16 protein-coding genes are annotated in these 18,926 nt (G+C 69.1%); 4 read left to right on the top strand and 12 right to left on the bottom strand.

The genetic code is table 11. The features are described 5' to 3' along the window. Positions 1–82: 82 nt before the first annotated feature. Positions 83–580 (top strand): DUF2505 domain-containing protein, encoded by a 498-nt coding sequence (locus tag G1H11_RS18650; RefSeq protein ID WP_163820093.1) that lies wholly within the window; start codon positions 83–85, stop codon positions 578–580. Between the two features lie 7 nt (positions 581–587). Here the strand turns inward: G1H11_RS18650 and rox are convergent, their stop codons facing one another. The 7 genes from rox to G1H11_RS18615 form a co-directional block, all read right to left on the bottom strand. Beyond that, positions 588–2,012 carry a rifampin monooxygenase gene (gene rox, locus G1H11_RS18645; protein ID WP_163820092.1) on the bottom strand — a complete coding sequence of 475 codons (1,425 nt, stop codon included), beginning with the start codon at positions 2,010–2,012 and terminating at the stop codon, positions 588–590. A 110-nt stretch (positions 2,013–2,122) separates the two neighbouring features. Continuing rightward, complete coding sequence (locus G1H11_RS18640; RefSeq protein WP_163820091.1) at positions 2,123–2,713, bottom strand: hypothetical protein; 591 nt, start codon at positions 2,711–2,713, stop codon at positions 2,123–2,125. A gap of 39 nt (positions 2,714–2,752) precedes the next feature. After that, entirely contained in the window at positions 2,753–4,408 is a 1,656-nt protein-coding gene (gene pruA / locus G1H11_RS18635; RefSeq protein ID WP_163820090.1) for an L-glutamate gamma-semialdehyde dehydrogenase, read from the bottom strand. A 130-nt stretch (positions 4,409–4,538) separates the two neighbouring features. Then, positions 4,539–5,516, bottom strand: a complete 978-nt coding sequence (locus tag G1H11_RS18630) for a patatin-like phospholipase family protein (protein WP_163820089.1) — start codon at positions 5,514–5,516, stop codon at positions 4,539–4,541. A gap of 116 nt (positions 5,517–5,632) precedes the next feature. Continuing rightward, positions 5,633–7,033, bottom strand: a complete 1,401-nt coding sequence (locus G1H11_RS18625; protein WP_216843910.1) for a CpaE/TadZ family protein — start codon at positions 7,031–7,033, stop codon at positions 5,633–5,635. An 11-nt stretch (positions 7,034–7,044) separates the two neighbouring features. Further along, positions 7,045–7,731 (bottom strand): SAF domain-containing protein, encoded by a 687-nt coding sequence (locus G1H11_RS18620; RefSeq protein ID WP_163820088.1) that lies wholly within the window; start codon positions 7,729–7,731, stop codon positions 7,045–7,047. Positions 7,732–7,820: 89 nt separating this feature from the next. Further along, positions 7,821–8,378 carry a hypothetical protein gene (locus G1H11_RS18615; protein WP_163820087.1) on the bottom strand — a complete coding sequence of 186 codons (558 nt, stop codon included), beginning with the start codon at positions 8,376–8,378 and terminating at the stop codon, positions 7,821–7,823. 136 nt (positions 8,379–8,514) lie between these two features. Here G1H11_RS18615 and G1H11_RS18610 point away from each other — a divergent pair, with 136 nt between their 5' ends. Then, entirely contained in the window at positions 8,515–9,339 is an 825-nt protein-coding gene (locus G1H11_RS18610; protein WP_163820086.1) for a LysM peptidoglycan-binding domain-containing protein, read from the top strand. 17 nt (positions 9,340–9,356) lie between these two features. Beyond that, positions 9,357–9,914, top strand: a complete 558-nt coding sequence (locus tag G1H11_RS18605; RefSeq protein WP_163820085.1) for an Rv3235 family protein — start codon at positions 9,357–9,359, stop codon at positions 9,912–9,914. Positions 9,915–9,983: 69 nt separating this feature from the next. Here the strand turns inward: G1H11_RS18605 and G1H11_RS18600 are convergent, their stop codons facing one another. Continuing rightward, positions 9,984–10,973 (bottom strand): SGNH/GDSL hydrolase family protein, encoded by a 990-nt coding sequence (locus G1H11_RS18600; RefSeq protein WP_163820084.1) that lies wholly within the window; start codon positions 10,971–10,973, stop codon positions 9,984–9,986. 580 nt (positions 10,974–11,553) lie between these two features. Next, positions 11,554–14,391, bottom strand: a complete 2,838-nt coding sequence (gene secA, locus G1H11_RS18595; RefSeq protein WP_163820083.1) for a preprotein translocase subunit SecA — start codon at positions 14,389–14,391, stop codon at positions 11,554–11,556. Positions 14,392–14,610: 219 nt separating this feature from the next. On the opposite strand from secA, the gene G1H11_RS18590 reads away from it, so the two are divergent. After that, positions 14,611–15,729 (top strand): GNAT family N-acetyltransferase, encoded by a 1,119-nt coding sequence (locus tag G1H11_RS18590; protein ID WP_163820082.1) that lies wholly within the window; start codon positions 14,611–14,613, stop codon positions 15,727–15,729. A gap of 31 nt (positions 15,730–15,760) precedes the next feature. Here the strand turns inward: G1H11_RS18590 and G1H11_RS18585 are convergent, their stop codons facing one another. From G1H11_RS18585 to hpf, 3 genes are all read right to left on the bottom strand, one after another. Further along, positions 15,761–16,975 (bottom strand): winged helix-turn-helix domain-containing protein, encoded by a 1,215-nt coding sequence (locus G1H11_RS18585; protein WP_163820081.1) that lies wholly within the window; start codon positions 16,973–16,975, stop codon positions 15,761–15,763. A 64-nt stretch (positions 16,976–17,039) separates the two neighbouring features. Further along, positions 17,040–17,996 (bottom strand): WYL domain-containing protein, encoded by a 957-nt coding sequence (locus G1H11_RS18580; RefSeq protein ID WP_163820080.1) that lies wholly within the window; start codon positions 17,994–17,996, stop codon positions 17,040–17,042. 94 nt (positions 17,997–18,090) lie between these two features. After that, positions 18,091–18,777, bottom strand: a complete 687-nt coding sequence (gene hpf, locus G1H11_RS27165) for a ribosome hibernation-promoting factor, HPF/YfiA family (protein ID WP_163820079.1) — start codon at positions 18,775–18,777, stop codon at positions 18,091–18,093. Positions 18,778–18,926: the final 149 nt, after the last annotated feature.

Below are 18,926 nucleotides of genomic sequence, written 5' to 3'. Positions count from 1 at the left end.
ACGGCACCTCGGCACCCGCCGCAGACGGTGGTCTCCGGCGGTTGGCTCCACATGTCGCGAGGGCATACGTCAAGATGGGCGCATGGACCTGCACAGTGAGCTTCGATTCGACGCCGACCCCTACGCCGTGTTCGGCATGCTGACCGATGAGGCATACATCGCCAAGAAGACCACCGCGGCCAAAGCCCTGCGCCACGACGTGTCGGTGCACAGGAACGACGACCAGGTCACCATCGAGCTGACCCGGGTCATGCCGCCGGACGTGCCCGACTTCGTCCGCAGGTTCGTGGGCGAGACCATCGACATCAAGCAGACCGACGTGTGGGGACCGGCCGGACCCGACGGCGCCCGCACCGGGAAGATCACCCTGGACATGGTCGGCATGCCGGTCACCTGCAACGGCACCATGCGGCTCGAGCCGTCCGGAAGCGGCAGCACCACGCTGACCATCGCCGGCACCATCAAGGCCAGCATTCCCCTGTTCGGGGGCAAGGTCGAGGACGCCGTACACCAGGGGCTGACCGAGGCCGCGAGGATCGAGGAGCGGGTCGGCCGGGCCTGGCTGGCCGGCGAACGCTGAGGCGCCTTCAGCCGGCGGCAGCGCCGAACCACCTGGACAGCTGGCCGAGCAGCTCCTGCTGGTCCGTACCGACCCACGCGACGTGACCGTCCGGCCGCAGCAATGCGGCGGGCACGTCCAGTTCCGCACTGGCATCGACGACGTGATCCACCCGATCCGCCCAGCCCGCTATCGCAAGCCTGCCGGTCTGATCGAGCAGGAGCCCGCGGCCGTCATGCATCAGCTCGTAGAGGCGCCCCCGGTTCAATCCCACGTCTCGCATCCGCCGGCCGAGCAGTTCATGTCCCTGACCGAAGTCGTAGCGGATCCCAACCGCGCTGACCTTCTCGATCAGGTAGCGGTTCACGTCCGTGAAATCCATCAGTTCCGACACCAGCCGGCGCACTGCCTGAGGCCCCGGATCGAGAGACATCAGCTCCATCTGCGCGCGGGTGTTGTTCAGCACGTCGACGGCGACCGGGTGCCGTTCGGTGTGGTAGCTGTCCAGCAGTCCCTCCGGTGCCCAGCCGTTGACCTCGGCAGCCAGCTTCCAGCCGAGGTTGAACGCGTCCTGGATCCCTAGGTTGAGCCCCTGCCCGCCAGCCGGCGGGTGAATGTGCGCCGCATCCCCGGCCAGCAGCACCCGGCCGGTGCGGTAGCGCTCGGCCAGCCGGGTGGCGTCGCCGAAGCGGGACAGCCAGCGCGGTGAGTGGACGCCGAAGTCGGTGCCGGCGCTGGCCTGCAGCTGCTGCTTGAACTCCGCGAGGGTCGGAGGGATCGAGCGATCCTCGGACACCCCCTCGGCGGGCACGACGACGCGGTAGACCCCATCCCCGAGGGGGATGGCGCCGAACCGGAGCTGGGTCTTGCGGACTTCGGCCACCACAGCCATCAGCTCTTCCGGCGGCGCGGTCAGCTCCATCTGGCCCAGCAGTGTCTCGACCCTGGTGGGCTCGCCGGGAAAGCCGACGCCGAGCAGTTTGCGCACTACACTCCGGCCGCCGTCACAGCCGACGAGGTAGCGCGAGCGCAGCTGCGAGCCGTCGGCCAGCTGAACAGTCACGCCGTGGTCGTCCTGGCTCAGGCCGACCAGTTCGCGACCGCGTCGGATCTCGGCGCCGAGTTCGGTGGCACGCTCGGTCAGCAGGCGGTCGGTGGTCGTCTGCGGGATGGCGAGTACATACGGATGCGCGGTGTCCAGCTGCTCCGGCGACGGCTTGGCGATGCCGGCGAAGCCACCGATCGGGTACTGCTGGCCGAGCGCGAGGAATCGCTCCAACAGACCGCGCTGGTCCATCACCTCGATGCTGCGCGCGTGCAGGCCGAGCGCCCGGACGATCCTGGTCGGCTCCGTGTCCTTCTCCAGCACCAGCGCGTCCACGCCATGCAACCGCAACTCGCTGGCTAGCATCACACCGGTCGGTCCGCCGCCGGCGACGATCACGTCGATCATCACGAATCCCCCGTCTTTCGTAGGCTCGGCGGCCTAGTGTGCGGCATGACCGGGGCCTTGCCACAAGTCCCCCTGTGCGCTATACGTTGAAGAGGGCGGGGGTTGTGTGCCTATCGGCCGGGGATGCCTCCGTCGACGGCGCGCAACGGCACTCCTCGATCCGCGGCGCTGGCTCTGCGTCCGCCTTGCCGCGGCGTCACCGGCGGCGGGGTGTCGACCGAGGGCGGCTGCGGCGCGGCATCCGATGTGTCCCGCTCCACCAGTGCCTGCGCCAGGTCCGCGGGGCCGGTGACGCTCATAGCCAGGGCGCGGCCGAGGTCATCGCGGTCGAGGGGTTCCTCCGCCGTGCGACGCAGCCTGTCGGACAGATCGATCACCTTGTCGGCCGAGCCCAGAGCGGAGCGGGCCGCGGTGAGGTGTCCTCGCTGGAGCGGCCGCCCGGCGATGAGCTGCGCCAGCGCATCCGCGGTGTCACTCCAGTCCGAGGCCGGCACCTGTTCACCGACGAGACCAGCCACCCCGGAAATCACCCGGTCAGCCGCCGCGATGAGTTTCTCCGCCGTCTCACTGTCGCTGTCCAGCGCGGCGAGACGAAGCGCGACGGCCGTGACGAGCGCGCTGTCGGCCGGGCTGCGCCTGGGTTGCGAGAGGAGCCGCACTGCTCGCGCGACATAAGGCCGAGTCGGCAGCCGATCATCCATCACTGTGCACCTCGTGTTCCGTCGGTAGCTTCCTGGGACTTAACCCATGTGCGGGTACTCGTGCCCGCGCGGAGGAACGAACGTCTCTTTAATAGCACGTGTACTGGTCCAACGCAGGAGATTCTGCACCGATCCGGCTTTATCATTCGTTCCGCTTGCCCTGCCTCCACCGAACGGTTGCTGCCCGACGATGGAACCTGTGGGTTTGTCGTTGACGTAGAAGTTTCCTGCCGCGAATCGCAGCGCCGCGGTTGCCTCCGCGATGGCGGCCCGGTCCTCGGCGACGATACCGCCCGTCAGCGCATACGCGGCGACACTCTCCATCTGAGCGACCACGCGATCATAGTCGGAGTCCTCGTAGACATGGACGCCCAGGATCGGCCCGAAGTACTCCGTGGTGAAGATCTCGTTCTCCGGGTCGGTGCTCTCCAGCACCGTGGGCCGCACGAACCAGCCGTCGGAGTCGTCCACCTGTCCGCCCGCCACCACCTCGATCGACGAGTCGGAGACGGCGCGGTCGATGGCGGCCGCATGCTTGGCGAATGCCCGCTCGTCGATCACGGCGCCCATGAAGTTGGAGAAGTCGGTCACCGGCCCGAGCGGCAGAGACTCGGTCAATGACAGGAAGTCGTCACGCATGCGGTCCCAGACACTGCGCGCGATGTAGGCACGAGAAGCGGCCGAGCATTTCTGTCCCTGATACTCGAATGCGCCGCGCACCAGAGCGACCCTCAGCACCTCCGGATCCGCGCTGGGGTGCGCCAGGACGAAGTCCTTGCCTCCGGTCTCGCCGACGATGCGGGGATAGCTCCGATAGCCGGCGATGTTCTCTCCCACGGTTCGCCACAGCGTCTGGAAGGTGTTCGTGGAACCGGTGAAGTGGATGCCGGCCAGGTACGGGTCCCGCAGTGCGATCTCGGACACGTCCACACCGTCGCCCGTCACCATGTTGATCACCCCGGGCGGCAGGCCCGCCGCCTCAAGAAGACGCATCGTGACGTCGGCCGCGAGCTGCTGTGTGGGGCTGGGCTTCCAGATCACCGTGTTGCCCATCAGCGCCGGGGCGGTCGGCAGGTTGCCGGCGATGGCGGTGAAGTTGAACGGGGTGATCGCGTACACGAAGCCCTCGAGCGGGCGGTGATCCAGGCGGTTCCACACGCCGGGCGCGTTCACCCGCGGCTGCTCCGCCAGGATCTCCCGCGCGAATGCCACGTTGAACCGCCAGAAGTCGATCAGCTCACAGGCAGCGTCGATCTCCGCCTGCACGACGGTCTTCGACTGACCCAGCATGGTCGCAGCGTTCAGCTGCTGCCGCCATGGGCCGGCGGCGAGCTCGGCCGCCTTCAGAAACACGGCCGCGCGATCGTCGAACGACAGCGCCCGCCAGGCGCCGGCTGCCTCGCGGGCCGCGGCGATGGCCGCCCGGGCGTCGTCCTGGGTAGCGTTGCGCATCGTCCCGAGCACGTGCTGGCGGGCGTGCGGCTGGACAACGGCGACCTCCTCGCCGCCTCCGAGCTTGCGATCCCCTCCGATGGTGCAAGTCAGCTCCCTGTTCTCCGCCGCCATCGCGGCCAGGGCAGTCTCGACCTCGGCGCGCTCGGATGAGCCTGGCGCGTAGGAGAGGACGGGCTCGTTCGAGGGGACGGGCACACTTGTGACGGCGTCGAAACCGCCACCCACGGCGAAGGACGGCATAAGGCGAACTCCGTTCCCAAATCGAGGCACCAGAAGGTCCTGGAGCCAGTATCCACCGTCTACCCCGCGCGAGAGAATCCCCACCCCGACGACCGGTCGTCGTACCGACGCCCTACCGGCAGGACCGAACTCAGGCTGCTGTGGATCCGGAGGTCAGGGCAGCCGCAGATGTGCGCACCGACGTCTCGAGGACTTTCAGCCGGCGTTTGGCGTCCATGACGTTCCCGCCGATCTGTGCCAGGTCATCCGGGCCCGGGCCGAGAATCGTGACCTCGGTCCCCTCAGCGCGAAGCTTCGCGGCTTCGCGGACGCACCGCCTCGTCACCCGAGTGCGCCAGGCGCGCTCTACCCGCGGCAACAGTGCCCTCGGACGATCGGTCTCGAACGACACACTGGGTGCCACGATGTAGACCTCGTCGAGTTCCAGGCCGGCCAGCAGGTCTGCCGACGTGGCCGAGCACGCCGCACCGTCGATGTACCGGCGGCCGTCGATGACCACCGGCGTAAACCACCCCGGTATCGAGCACGACGCCATGACCGCGTCGGCCAGCTCGGCCTCGGGCGCTCCCGCCCGGCCGAACGGGACCCGGCGGCCGGAGTCATAATCCATCGTCACAATCCACACCCCCGGGTGCGGTGACCACCCGCCGCCCGGGGTCACCGACCTGACGAGCTCCCCGATGCTGCTCAAGTCGGTCCGGCCCTCGGGCAGGAACGCCGCGAGCACGGCCGTAGGCGGCATCTTGCGCAGCCGGCGGACATTGCGGGCCACCATGCCGGGCGAGCCCGCGGTCAGCCGCGGGCGACGCGGCCGGGAGCCCCCGGTGGCGTGGTCGTAGTCCCAGGTCATCTCGGCCAGCGGGCCGTCGGTTCCCTGGCCGAGCTGGTGCAGCCGCAGCTGCTCGACGCTCACTCCGGCCCCGAGCATCGCGGCCGTCACGGAACCTGCCGACGTCCCGGCGAGATAGTCGACCGCGCGCATGTCCACCCCGGTCGACTCTTCCAGTGCCGTGAGCGCGCCCACGGTCCATGCCGCGCCCAACAGCCCTCCGCTGCCGAGGACCAAGCCTCGCCGGCGGCCGGACGCCGTGTCACGCGGAAGTTCCATCTCTTCAGTGTGCAAGAATCTTCGCCGCTTTGCACGAAGCCTTCGCTGGGGTTGTGGTCGCTGTCAAGGGACATATCGGGCGCCCCGACGACCACAACCCATGCCAGGGGTTGTGGCTAGTGTCGGAGGCGCGCGATCCCGCGGGGCGCCGCGGCGGATCGGACAGCCTTGGCGCCGGTATCGGTCTCAGCCTCGGCGCCGAGGAGCCGGCGGGTGAGTTCCGCGACCGCTCGGCGGGCCGCCGACCGCGGGGCGATCTCGGCGAGCGCCTGTCCCTGGAGCAGGGCCGCATCCAGCGCGGCTGGGTCGTCCGGCACGAACCCGAACGGCTCCACCGAGGCGTACCGGAGCAGCGCCTCGGTGATCTGCCGTTGCGGATCCGGACCGGCGACCGAACGCCGGACCCGGTTGACCACCACCTTGATCCCGGGCGGAGACGCATCACCGTACACGTCCGTCAGGTCGTCCAGTCCGCGGACCAGGCGCCCCAGCCCCACAGGATCAGCCGAGCCGACAGCGACGACCAGGTCGGCGGAGCGCAGAGTGGCGCGCGTGGCGCCGTTGCGCTGGGGTGCCTCGGTGTCATAGCTGAGCAGTTCGTCCTCCTCCACGCCGAACCCACAGTCCACGACGGTGGTGGCGGCCACGGATCGGGTCTGCTCCCACACGGCCGACAACGCCGACGGCCGCAGTTCGGTCCACCGCGCCGGCCGCCCTATCCCGGTCAGCACGTGCAGGTTCGCGGTGATCCGCCGGGCGTAGCGGGCCAGCGAGATCGGATCGAGCTGCCCGTTGTTCGCGACCCGCGCCACGCCGGCCAGCCCCGGAGCCTCGTCCAGCAGGCCCAGGCTCTGCGCTACCGAGGCACCGTAGGTATCGGCATCGGCCAGGATCGTCGACTCGCCGGCGAGCGACGCCTCCATCGCGATGTTGACCGCGAGGGTGGTGCGGCCCGGAGCGCCGCATGGGCCCCAAACCGCGACCAGCCTGCCGTTCTGACCTCCACGCTCGATGAAACGCAGGGTGTCCGCTTGATCGTCGTCGAGCCGCAAGGAACCCCCGGCGCGCATCATGTCCTTGATGCGATCCCGGTCAGCCGTTCCGAACACCGGCAAGGCATCTGGCCCCGGGCCACCGCCGGCCTCGGCGATGGCCGTGGTCACGGCATCGGCCAGCTCCGACGGAGGCGCCACGAGGGAGACCACCGTGCGAATCCCCAGCGCGGCCAGTCGTTCACGTTCACCGGCGGAGTCGCCCGAGGGCACGACACCGATCACGGCGACCGGCGCGTTGTGCAGCCTGCTGACCGCGTCCCGATCCAACCGGCGCAAGCTCGCCGTGACGAGGACGGCTTGGCCGAGGCCGGCACCCACCGCGGCCAGCAGGTCCGCGACGTCGACGCAGCGGCGAGCCACGACGAACCGGCCCGGGCTGCTCTCCAGCGCCCCGATGAGCCTGGCATCCTCGTCGGCGTCGCTCACCGCCGTGAGCAACTGGATCCGGTCTGTGGCACCCATGCTGCGTCTCCTCAGGGAAGCCGGGACAGATAGATACGGCCGTCACGGCTCGCGGCGACGAGCCGGCCCACCAGTTCCTCGAGCGGCTCCTCGCCCGTAGCCTCGACAGCAACTGTCACGGCGGTCTGGCCACCGCTCACACCGAACGTGCCGTCGGCGCCCGCGCTGGCGAGCGTCAGCGACGACGCCGCGAGCTCGGCTTCACCCTCCCCCTCGGGCGTCAGCCAGACGTCGACCACGTCTCCCGTCCCCAGGCCCGCCGGAGCCTCCCCGCTGGGCACGGCCAGGGCCAGCAGCCGCAGCGAGCCCGCGCCGCCGGCCAGCTCGTCCGCCGTGGCCACCGCGGACACAGGCAGCAGTTCACCTGCCGAGACCTCCCGCCGCAGGACATAATCGCCACGGACCGGCCCCGGCACGTACATCTCGTGGGCATCTCGCAATGCCACCTGCCGGACCTCGACCAGCTCGCCGGTGAGCGGCAAGCCGGGGCTGAGATCGCGGACGGCGACGAGAACGGGGACCGTGTCATCAGCGCCGGCGACGATCCGGACGCCGGCGACGGTCGATACGAGAACCAGCAGTACACCGGCGAGAAGCTGTGGGTTGCGCCACCGTGCCCGCCGCAACCGCGTCGCCTGCGGAGCATCCATGTCCGCGGCCGGGCCACGGGCGGCCGGAGGCGCACCGATGATCACCATCCGCGCATGCTAGCCGGACGAGGCGCCCACGGGGAGGGGCCAGTCCGCGATCTGTGGATAACCGGGACAGCGAACCGGCCGATCCTTAGTCAGACTCTGCGGACCAGGCTCAGCTGCGCCAGCGGGATCGCGACGCCGCGGGGTGTGTATCCGCTCCGGGGCTCTCCTGGGATCCGGGTCACCAGATCGATGAAATCGGCTCCCACCCGGTCGATCATCCCCGTGAAGGCGGTACCGTCGGCGACTGTCGCGGCCACGACGGAGCGGTCGCGCGAGATGGCCTCCAGCGCGAACGCCAATCCCATGGACATCAGCATCTGGCGATCGGCACCGGTCGGGTTCACGGCCGCCCGGACACCCAGCCCCTGGACAGCGATCAGCGCACCACTGGGAACAAGCAGCTCCGCGCCTGCCTCGTCGCCGAACAGCATCCAGTCCGGCCCGAGGTCGCACAGCACCGCCCGGACCGGCCCGACGCCGGCGACCCGGAGGTCGAGCCACGCGCCCCGGTCGAGACGCATACGTCCCGCGAGATGAACGGTCTTCCGCTCGCGTTGCGTCCGTACCGCGATGTCGTCGTCGAGCCCGAGCCGGTCAGCGGCCTCGAGCTGTGCCTCCATGTCGGTGAAGAGACGTTCCCAGCGCACCGGACGACCGTATACCCGGGCGGCGTCGAGCTCTCAGACCTCCAGGGAGTGCTGGTTCAAGTCCACCCTTGACGAACCGCTTCCCGAGGCTGTTTCATCGTTGTCAGAAGTAAACACAAGTAAACGAAGGTCAACGATGGCTACACATCACAGAAGCGATCACCACGCCTGGCGCCACGGTGTCGGACGCGACGAGGGCGTGCTTCTCGGCGGGCTCGCCGGCGCGGCTGCCGTGCTGCGCTGGTCACTGGAGCATCCAGTCAGGGCAGTCACCAACGGCACCGCCGGTTACGAAGAGCTGATCGCCGTGGCATGCGGCGGGACAGCGTCCCTCGTGATCGGCTGGCTCATGTTCGTCACAGTCGCCGTGATGCTGGCCACTCTGCCGGGCAGGGCAGGACGGCTGGCAATGCGGTGCGCACGGCGGATCACACCACGGATGCTGCACCGGCTGCTCCCGGCAACCCTTGGAGTGCTGGTGGTCGCGACACCCATGGCCTCCGCCACCACGGCCTCCGGCTCCGGGGACGGCGGGGCGCCGTGGCCGGTGCACGCCGTATCGGTCTCAGCGGCCCGCGCTGGCGGAGCCTGTGCCGACGGCGCGGACGGAGCATCCGGCCTTCCGGGCGTCGGGCGCCCGCAAGTGGTCACACCGGTGGTTCTGGACCGGCCGCCGGCGGACGATCCGGAGGACGGGGCGCCGCCTGAGGACCGGACGATGCCCGACGACACACCGCCGGAGCAGGCAAGCACGCAGCACATCGTCGTCGAAAGAGGCCAAACCCTGTGGAGCATCGCGGATCACCATCTGCGACGCGCCCGACCATCGCCCGCCCCTCCGACGCCGGCCGAGATCACCGCCGAATGGCGCCGCTGGTTCGCCGCGAATCGCTCGGTGATCGGCGAAGACCCCGACCTGGTCCATCCCGGCATGCGCCTGACCCCGCCCACGCACCACTGACTCGAAGGAGACCCACGATGCCGCGCCACCTGTCCCCCTCGAAGGGGCCGAGAAGACTTCCGGTTCCACCACAGAATCCCCCGTTCGACGACGAACTGGGCATCACGCCGCAACGCGCGCCGGCACCGCCGACCGGAGGAGCTACCGAGCACGCTCTGCAGGGCACTCTCCCACTCAGCGTCACGACGTCCAGGCGGTCCGCACGCACGCGCCCTGGCAGACCCGGTGCCGCCGGCCCACCGGGCGGCAGGGCCACAGGCCCGGCCGAGCCCCAGCACTGGTGCGCCCGGTTCGCGGTATGGGCAGTGGAGGCCCTGTACGGGCAGCGAGCCCTGTCTCAGCTGCTGCGCTGGACCAGCAGCGATGTGTACGCGTCGCTGTCGGAACGTGCGGTACGGCGGCGGGTCTCCGCTGCCGCCACGCCGTCGGTCCGGTCCCTGCGGGTCTGCGACGTGCGCCCCCAGGTCTTCGAGGCTGCGGTGGTGATCCAGGAGGGCCCACGCGCCCGGGCGCTGGCGATGCGCTTCGAAATGAGGGACAGGCGCTGGCTGTGCACCGCGCTCGATCTTGTGTGACCGAGAACCACCCCGCCAAGGGCGCCGGGCGCTGGTCCGGACATTGGTGGAGGGCGCTGCATCAGGACGCTAGGACCGCGACCATACCTGGGCGAACGCGTCCGCATAGCCGCGCTGGCCTGCCGCGTTCGGGTGGAAGGAGTCGCGCACGAACGTGGCGGCGATGCCCCAGCGCTTCTCCCATTCCTCCTCGGTACCGCCGAACGGCCAGCTCAGCTTCAGGCCGTTGATCCAGTCGTCGGGTCCGTTGGCGCAGGCTTCGCGACCGTCGAAGGTGGTCTCCAGGTGTGCGCCGGCGGACCTCACCCCGGCTGCGGTCGCCGCCTCGTCGATCACCTGGTTCAGCGCTGTTCCGAGCCGCCGGATCATCTCCCGCTCGGCCGTGGTCAACAGCGGCGTGAGCGCCCGGCAGCTGTCCCGTACGGCCGGGTCCGGCACGAGGAGCGGATAGCCGCCGACGATCACCTCGTCGCCGGGAGCGGCCGCTTGAACAGCCCGGTAGAGATCGGTCAGCGGATCGACGAGCGCCTCGATCTCGGCTCGGAGAACAGCTTCACGGGAGTCACACCCCACGAAGGGCACGAAGCAGTTGGCGAGTTCACTGGCGAAGCCGATGTCGTTACCGCCCACCGTGAGGGTGATCAGGCGGCCGCCTGTCCCGCCGAGTCTTTCCAGTTCCTCAAGCTGATCGTAGACCTCAGCGATGTCCGCGCCGGAGCAGGCCAGCGTCAGGCGATCGGACGCGGACACGTCGTCGTCGAAGATGAGCATGCCCCACGACTGCGGCGTGCGGTCGCAGTCGTCGTCGTAGGTGCCGACGCCCAAGCCGGACGAGTACGAGTCTCCAAGTGAGACCACGCCCGCCGGCGCGTCGCGGACGACCTTCGCCTCAAGGCTCCCGAGACCCTCACCCACCGCCGACGGCGATGCCGACGCCGCGCTGCCCGCGTATACGGTCACCGCCGCCACGCACGCGACGACGGACGTCCAGGTCCAGGTACGACGAACCCGAGGCCGCGACGGACCGGCCGGCCACTTCACTCTCGACCCCGCCGCCATACCACCGACCATAAAGGACCCAGCCGCTCCGCGACACACGTTCGGCCCAATGCACGGCCGCCCCGCAGCCGCGCCGGCGCTCCCCTCGGTCAGAACAACCACGACGATCTTCACGACCCGCCGCCAAGCGGCACTTTCTTGCACGATGATCTTCACGGCACGCGCGACCAGGGCGTTTTATAGGGCAGATCCTTCCACGGTGATCTTCACACCGGGTGCGTGCCCTGCCGTGGTGGTTCCGACCGCCCCGACCGGCGCCGCCTCACACGGCATGTCGCACGACCGCGCCGGCCCGGATACACCGGCCGGAATTCACACAGCGATCACCACAGCTGCCGCATGGAATGTTGCCGCTCTGAAGGACCCGCTCTAAGGGGTCTGTGCAGGAAGGAGCGCATGGGAGTGCGCCGCGGGGAGAAGCGTGCGGCACGAGGGGTTGCGCATGCGTCACCGTGCGGCACGAGGGGCTGCGCATGCGTCACCGCGCAGCCCCTGAGCAGTCGGCAGAGGAGATCTCCGTCGCCCGGACGGTCGGCAGAAAGGACCCGACCCGCGACCGGCCGAACAGCGGCAGGTGAGATCAGTTCATCGCGGCGCGCTGCTTCGGATCTCCATGGCAACGCTTGAACTTCTTGCCGGACCCGCAGGGGCACAGCGCGTTGCGGGAGACGCCCTCGAACTCGCCGCCCGCGCCGGACTCGCCGGGCTCCGCGGCGGCGTGCGCTCCACGCGCACCACCGGCACCCGATGCCACGGCGGCGCTTCGTTCGGTCCGCCGCTGGACTCCGGCATCTCCGTCGACAGTAGGTGCGGTGTACTGCAACTGAGCAGGCCGCTGTACCGGGGCGAGACCCTTGGCCTCGACCACGGGCGCAGCCTCGCCGCCCTCCGCGCCTTCGGGGGCCGCATCGCCGTCGCGCTTCTTCACCTGGACTTCGAGGTTGAAGACCAGCCGGACCGATTCTTCCTTGATGCCGTCCATCATCGCGGTGAACAGGTCGAAGCCTTCACGCTGGTACTCGACGAGCGGCTGCTTCTGCGCGAACGCGCGCAGGCCGATGCCCTCTCGCAGGTAGTCCATCTCGTACAGGTGCTCGCGCCACTTCCGGTCGATCACGTTGAGCAGGACGCGGCGTTCCACCTCGCGCATCACCTCCGAGCCGAGCGACTCCTCGCGCGCCGCGTAGGCCGCGCGCGCGTCGGCGACGAGCTTCTCCGACAGCAGGTGAGCGGTGAGCCGTTCCCGGCCGCCGGCTTCCTCGACCACTGCTTCGGCCTCGACGGAGACCGGGTAGAGAGTGCCCAGCGCCGTCCAGAGCTCCTCCAGATCCCACGTCTCCGGGTATCCACCGCTGGTGGCTCCGGCCACGTAGCCGGTGACGGCGTCGTCGATCATGCTCAGCACCTGCTCGTGCAGGTCCTCACCGCCGAGGACGCGGCGGCGCTCCTCGTAGACGAGCTTGCGCTGCACGTTCAGGACGTCGTCGTACTTCAGCACGTCCTTGCGCATCTCGAAGCTCTGTGCCTCGCGCTGCGCCTGGGCGCCCTTCACCGCGCTGCTGACCCGCTTGTGCTCGATCGGCGCGTCGTCGGGCTGGTTGAGGGTCCGCATGATCATCTCGACCCACTCGGACTTGAACAGCCGCATCAGGTCGTCCTGCAGCGACAGGTAGAAGCGCGACTCGCCCGGGTCGCCCTGCCGGCCGGAGCGGCCTCGCAACTGGTTGTCGATCCGGCGGGACTCGTGCCGCTCGGTACCGAGGACGTACAGCCCGCCCAGTTGGCGTACTTCGTCGCGCTCGGCCGACACCTGAGCCTCGTACTTCTCCAGCACGGCCGGTTCGGCTGCCGAATACTCCTCCGGGTCCTCCGCTGCGTCGAGTCCCCGCTGCTTCAGCTCTGCGGCGGCCATGAACTCGTGGTTTCCGCCGAGCATGATGTCGGTGCCTCGGCCGGCCATGTTGGTGGCGACGGTGACCGCACCCCGACGACCGGCCTGGGCGATGATCGCGGCCTCCCGGTCGTGCTGCTTGGCGTTGAGCACTTCGTGGGGGACGCCTTGCTTGCGCAGCAGCTGGGAGAGCCGCTCGGACTTCTCGACGCTGGTGGTGCCGACCAGCACCGGCTGGCCCTTCTTGTGCCGCTCGGCGATGTCGTCGACGACGGCCACGAGCTTCGCGTCCTCGGTCCGGTAGATGAGGTCGTCGTTGTCGATGCGAGCCAGCGGGCGGTTCGGCGGGATCGGCACCACGCCGAGGCTGTAGATCTTGTCGAACTCGCTGGCCTCGGTCATCGCGGTACCGGTCATGCCGGACAGCTTGTCGTAGAGACGGAAGTAGTTCTGCAGGGTGACCGAGGCCAGCGTCTGGTTCTCCTGCTTGATCTCCACCCCTTCCTTCGCCTCGATGGCCTGGTGCATGCCCTCGTTGTAGCGGCGGCCGCCGAGGACTCGGCCGGTGTGCTCGTCGACTATCAGGACGTCTCCGTCCACCACGACGTATTCCTTGTCCCGGCGGTAGAGCTCCTTGGCCTTGATGGAGTTGTTGAGGTACTGGATGAGCGGCGTGTTGGCACTCTCGTAGAGGTTCTCGATGCCGAGCCAGTCCTCCACCCGCTCGATGCCGGGCTCCAGGATGCCGACGGTGCGCTTCTTCTCATCGACCTCGTAGTCGGTGTCCTTGCGCAGCCGCTGGGCGATCTTGGCGAACTCGCCGTACCACTTGGTGGGCTGGTCCGCTGGACCGGAGATGATCAGCGGCGTCCGCGCCTCGTCGATGAGGATGGAGTCGACCTCGTCGACGATGGCGAAGCTGTGCCCGCGCTGGACCATGTCCTCCAGGCGCTGGGCCATGTTGTCCCGGAGGTAGTCGAAGCCGAATTCGTTGTTGGTGCCGTAGGTGATGTCGGCGGCGTACGCTTCTCGCCGCTGCGACGGGGTCAAGCCGTTGAGGATGACACCGACCTCGAGCCCGAGGAACCGGTGGACACGGCCCATCCACTCGGCGTGGAAGCGGGCCAGGTAATCGTTGACCGTCACGATGTGCACGCCGTCTCCGGACAGCGCGTTGAGGTAGGACGGCAGCGTGGCCACCAGGGTCTTACCCTCACCGGTTTTCATCTCGGCGATGTTGCCGAGGTGCAGGGCCGCGCCACCCATGATCTGGACGTCGAAGTGCCGCTGTCCGAGGGCGCGCTTCGCCGCCTCCCGGACCGTCGCGAAGGCTTCCGGCAGGAGGTCGTCGAGCGTCTCACCGTCGGCGAGGCGCTTTCGGTACTCCTCCGTATGGCCGCGAAGCTCGTCGTCGGAGAGATCGACGAAGTCCTCTTCGATGCTGTTGACCTGTTTCACTATCGCTTCGAGGCGCTTGAGGGTCTTGCCTTCCCCGGCGCGGAGAATCTTGTCGAGCAGAACGGGCACGCGGGTCAACTCCTAGACGACAGGTTTTTCTGCGAAGCGGCGAGAGGCCCAGCATAGGCGGACCCAACGAACCATGGTACGTCGCAGTCGCCGCAAAGGTAACGTCTTGGCGACCGGCAGAGTGCCCGAATCCGGCGGGGACCGGCGGCTGCGCCCGCCGTCCCGTGTCCAGTCGTATTTCCATTGGCCTGTACCGCTGTGTCCGTGCAGGATACGGATGTGAGGCCGTTCGAGCTCAAAGGCGACCACGTCGTCCTGTCCACACCCGATGCCGACGACATCGATCGCATCACCATGCTGTGCCAGGATCCGGATATCCGGGACTGGACCACGGTGCCGTCCCCATATATCCGGGATCATGCGGCGACGTTCGTCCGGCACCTGGTCCCCGAGGGCTGGCAGACCGGCACGTCGCTGAACTGGGCGATGCGTGATCCGGACACGAGGGCGCTGATGGGGATGATCGGCGTAACCCTCTCCGGGGACGGCAGGGGCGAGATCGGGTTCTGGCTCGACAAGCGGGCTCGGCGTCGCGGCATGGTGTCCGAGTCCGTCCGCGCCATCGCGACCCGGCTGTTCAGCGATCCGCAGGTGAACCTCACCCACCTGATCTGGTGGGCCTACGACGGCAACTGGGCGTCGCGACGGGTGGCCTGGGCCACCGGCTTTCGTCACGACGGCCTGGTACGCGGTGGACAGACGCAGCGCGGCGTCCGTCGCGACGCCTGGGTCGCCACGCTGCTGCCAGGCGAGCCGATGCGGCCGCGTACTCGCTGGCTCGACATCCCGACGATCCACGGCAGCCGGGTGACCCTGCGCCCGTTCGAGGAGTCCGACGCCGACACCATCACCGAGGCCGCCCGGGACGCGGAGTCGCAACGGTGGCTCAGCCTGCTTCCACGTGACTATTCGCGCGAGGACGCGCTTGAGTTCATCGTCCGGGCACGCGAGAAAGCGGCGACGGGGCAGGCCGTCACCTGGGCCGCGGCTACAGATGCGAATGGGCCGGCTATGGGCTCGTTCTCGTTGCGACTGACCGGACCGCATCCGGACCAGGGCGTGATCGGATATATGGTCCATCCGGCAGCGCGCGGCGCGGGCGTAGCGTCCGAGGCCGCGCGGCTGATGGTCCGCCACGCCTTCGTCTCCGATCGCGAGGGCGGCCTGGGCCTGCGGCGGCTGGTGGTGGAGCACGCCGCCGGGAACGAGGGCTCCCGCAAGGTCATCGAGCGCCTGGGTTTCCGGTACAGCGGGGTGGAGCGTGCGACGGCCCCGCTGCTGGACGGCCCGTACTCCGACCACCTCCGCTACGACCTGCTCGCGGACGAGTTCGAATAACGACGAGCAACCTACGTCGCGGCGAACCGGCCTACGTGTCGTGGCGAACGACCGCGTCGAGGTCCGCGGCCAGGTCCCCGTAGCCGGCGACCGCCACGCCGTCGAGCTCGAGCCAGCTCGCCATCGACGCCAGCTCCGCCGCGAGCTCACCGGCGGTCTCCGGTGGTGCGTCAGGCTCGGCCCAGGCGGATTGGACGCGGAGCACGCTCGCCTGCCGATCCGCCTTGAGGTCCACCCGCGCCACGAGCCGGTCCCCGAGCAGGAACGGCAGCACGTAATACCCGTGCACCCGCTTCTCCTTGGGCACGTAGATCTCCAGCCGGTACCGGAAGCCGAAGAGCGTCTCGGTGCGGGCACGTTCCCAGATCAGCGAGTCGAACGGGCTGAGCAATGCCCGGGCGCTGACTCGCCGGGGCACGCGGGCGTCGCGGTACAGATACGCCTGACGCTGCCATCCCTCCACCGCCACCGGCAACAACTGCCCATCCTCGACCAGCTCGCCGATGGCTTGCCGGGCCCTGGCGGCGTCGAGCCGGAAGTAGTCCCGGAGGCACCGCTCGGTACCGACACCGTGTGCCTGGGCGGCGATGCGGACGAGCTCTCGATGGGCGTCCTCGTCCGACGGCGTGGGCACGTTCAGCACGTCCCGCGGAAGCACCCGCTCAGGGATGTCGTAGAGACGGGCGAACGAGCCGTTGCGTCCGGCGGAGGTGACCTCGCCGGCCCAGAACAGGTACTCCAGCGCGGTCTTCACGTCGGACCAGTTCCAGCCCCAATGGTCTTTGACCCGAGGCGCGTCGTGCTCGATCTCCCCAGCGGTGACCGGGCCGAGGCGCTTGATCTCATCGAGGACCCACGCAACGAACTCGGGCTGCTCACGCACGATACGCCGCATCCGGCCCCACGCGACCTCGTCCGCCCTGGCCATGCGGGGACGGAGATACGGCTGGGTCCGGACCGGGAGCAGCGAGGCTTCGTGGGCCCAGTACTCGAACAGCATCCGAGGCGCCTTACCGGCCGCCTGGTCCAGCAGGTCCCGCGAGTACGGGCCGATCCGGCTGAACACCGGCAGGTACTGCGAGCGGGATACGACGTTGACCGAGTCGATCTGGATGACGCCTACCCGGTCGATCACCCGGCGTAGTGCCCGGCGGTCGGCCCGCGCGGGTGGGGCGTCGGCGAACCCCTGGGCGGCGAGCGCCACTCGCCGCGCGACCGGCAAGGACAGCTTGTCTCGATGCGCCATGCAGGGACGCTATCAATCCGCACCGACAACGTCTCTCAGTCCGATCACGTGGTCCCCAGGCCGATCACGTGCCGGCTATCTCGGCCAGCCTCCGCGCGAGTCGCCCAGCGGCTTCACGCACCTCGGGCGGCCCGAGGACCTCCACGTCGAAACCCAACCTGGCCACGTGCATCGCCAGCCACTCGGGATCGTCGCCACCCGTGGTCAGCAGGCACCAGCCGTCACGGCCGTCCTCGACCCGCCCCACCGAGGGAGGCACCATTCCCCGGACCTGGCCGGCATCGGCACGTACTCGCACCCGTGCGACATAGCGGTACGGCGCCGCGACCACCGACCGCTGTACATAGGCGACCGGATCGGGATGTTCCCGGGGCTGGAACCGCCAGGTCGTGGTGGTCGGCTCTCGCATCCGGTCGAGCCGGAACGTACGCCAGCCGTCACGGTCCACGTCCCACGCCATCAGGTACCACCGGCGGCCGGTCGCGACCATCCGCACCGGCTCGACCGTGCGCACGCTGCTGTCACCACCGCGCCCGGCGTACTGGAACCGCACGCGGACGGCGTCCCGGCACGCCCGGGCAAGGGTCACCAGCAGCTCCGGGTCGACCGCGACCCCGGAGCCGGTGAGCGTATCCGTCGCGCCGTGAACGGCGCGCACCTCGGCCCGCAGGCGCGGCGGCATCACCTGATCGAGCTTGGCCAGCGTACGCAGCGCCGCCTCATCCGCCCCGGCGATAGTTCCGCCGGCGGCCATCCGCAACGACACCGCCGTCGCGATCGCCTCGTCGTCGTCGAGCAACAGCGGCGGAAGCCGGGTGCCGGCACCCAGCTGATAGCCGCCGCCGACTCCGGATGTCGCACGCACCGGGTATCCGAGTGAGCGCAGCCGCTCCACGTCGCGGCGCACCGAGCGTTCAGTGACATCCAGCTCGGCCGCGAGCTCGACAGCCGTCCAGCTCGGCCGGCGCTGCAGCAGCGCCAGCAGCCGCAGCACCCGCGCGGTGGTCGCCTCCACGGTCACCCGGCCATGCTCGCACAGGTCGCGGACAGAAGCTGTCCGCTATCCGGAAGCACTGATGCCGAGGGCGACCCCGGACCTCGTGTCCTGCAGGGCGCTAAACGTCGAGGCGGATGACGCCGTAGTCGTAGCCGCGGCGCCGGTACACCACGCTCGGCATCTTCGTGTCGGCGTCGACGAAGAGATAGAAGTCGTGCCCGACCAGTTCCATCTCGTACAGAGCCTGGTCCCGGGTCATCGGCGTGGCCTTGTGGGTCTTCTCCCGCACGACCATGGGGCCGTTGCGCTCGATGCGGACATCGTCGCCATCGCCTATCTCAGGCATGCCGGGCGCGGCGGGCACGAGCTCCGGTTCTGCCGTCACCACCGGTTCGGCCGGCTCAGGCACCGGCTGTTCCGGCACTCGCGCGGGCATGGGGTCGAGGACGCCGTTCAACGACGCCGTCGCGGCGGCCACGGACACCGGTGTGCGATTTCCCCGGTGAACCCGCCGTCGGTCAGCCGCCTTGCGCATCCTGGCGGTGAGTTTGTCCAGGGCCAGATCCAGAGCCGCATGCTTGTCCGGCGCGGCCGCCTCGGCCCGGATGACCGGGCCCTTGGAGTGGACGGTCAGTTCAACTCGGTCGGACTGATCCGACTGCCGGGGGTTCTTCTCCTTGGACAGTTCGACGTCTACGCGGATGACCTTGTGATCGAATTTCGACAACTTCGTGAGTTTGTCGGCTACGTGATCGCGGAAGCGTTCCGGCACGTCGGTGTGACGGCCCTTGACGACAATATCCACTCGTAACCTCCCGGTGTCGGTTCAACGGCAAGGCACCCGCGACACGGCCCGGAGCAGCACCCTGGCTGGTCCGGCTGTTTCGATTCGGACAACGGGTGCCATACCCAAACGTTATCTGCTGGTCGCCTCCCGTACACGTTGATCACGGC

It is taken from the genome of Phytoactinopolyspora alkaliphila (genome assembly GCF_010550695.1).
Taxonomy (GTDB): domain Bacteria; phylum Actinomycetota; class Actinomycetes; order Jiangellales; family Jiangellaceae; genus Phytoactinopolyspora; species Phytoactinopolyspora alkaliphila.
Note: the sequence above shows the minus strand (reverse complement) of the source record. Positions and strands in the feature narration are given on the sequence as shown.

Excerpts from the sequence above, each read along its gene's own strand:
- G1H11_RS18650 (WP_163820093.1), top strand. The coding sequence starts at position 83 with ATGGACCTGCACAGTGAGCTTCGATTCGACGCCGACCCCTACGCCGTG.
- rox (WP_163820092.1), bottom strand. The coding sequence starts at position 2,012 with ATGATCGACGTGATCGTCGCCGGCGGCGGACCGACCGGTGTGATGCTA.
- G1H11_RS18640 (WP_163820091.1), bottom strand. The coding sequence starts at position 2,713 with ATGGATGATCGGCTGCCGACTCGGCCTTATGTCGCGCGAGCAGTGCGG.
- pruA (WP_163820090.1), bottom strand. The coding sequence starts at position 4,408 with ATGCCGTCCTTCGCCGTGGGTGGCGGTTTCGACGCCGTCACAAGTGTG.
- G1H11_RS18630 (WP_163820089.1), bottom strand. The coding sequence starts at position 5,516 with ATGGAACTTCCGCGTGACACGGCGTCCGGCCGCCGGCGAGGCTTGGTC.
- G1H11_RS18625 (WP_216843910.1), bottom strand. The coding sequence starts at position 7,033 with ATGGGTGCCACAGACCGGATCCAGTTGCTCACGGCGGTGAGCGACGCC.
- G1H11_RS18620 (WP_163820088.1), bottom strand. The coding sequence starts at position 7,731 with ATGGTGATCATCGGTGCGCCTCCGGCCGCCCGTGGCCCGGCCGCGGAC.
- G1H11_RS18610 (WP_163820086.1), top strand. The coding sequence starts at position 8,515 with ATGGCTACACATCACAGAAGCGATCACCACGCCTGGCGCCACGGTGTC.
- G1H11_RS18605 (WP_163820085.1), top strand. The coding sequence starts at position 9,357 with ATGCCGCGCCACCTGTCCCCCTCGAAGGGGCCGAGAAGACTTCCGGTT.
- G1H11_RS18600 (WP_163820084.1), bottom strand. The coding sequence starts at position 10,973 with ATGGCGGCGGGGTCGAGAGTGAAGTGGCCGGCCGGTCCGTCGCGGCCT.
- G1H11_RS18585 (WP_163820081.1), bottom strand. The coding sequence starts at position 16,975 with ATGGCGCATCGAGACAAGCTGTCCTTGCCGGTCGCGCGGCGAGTGGCG.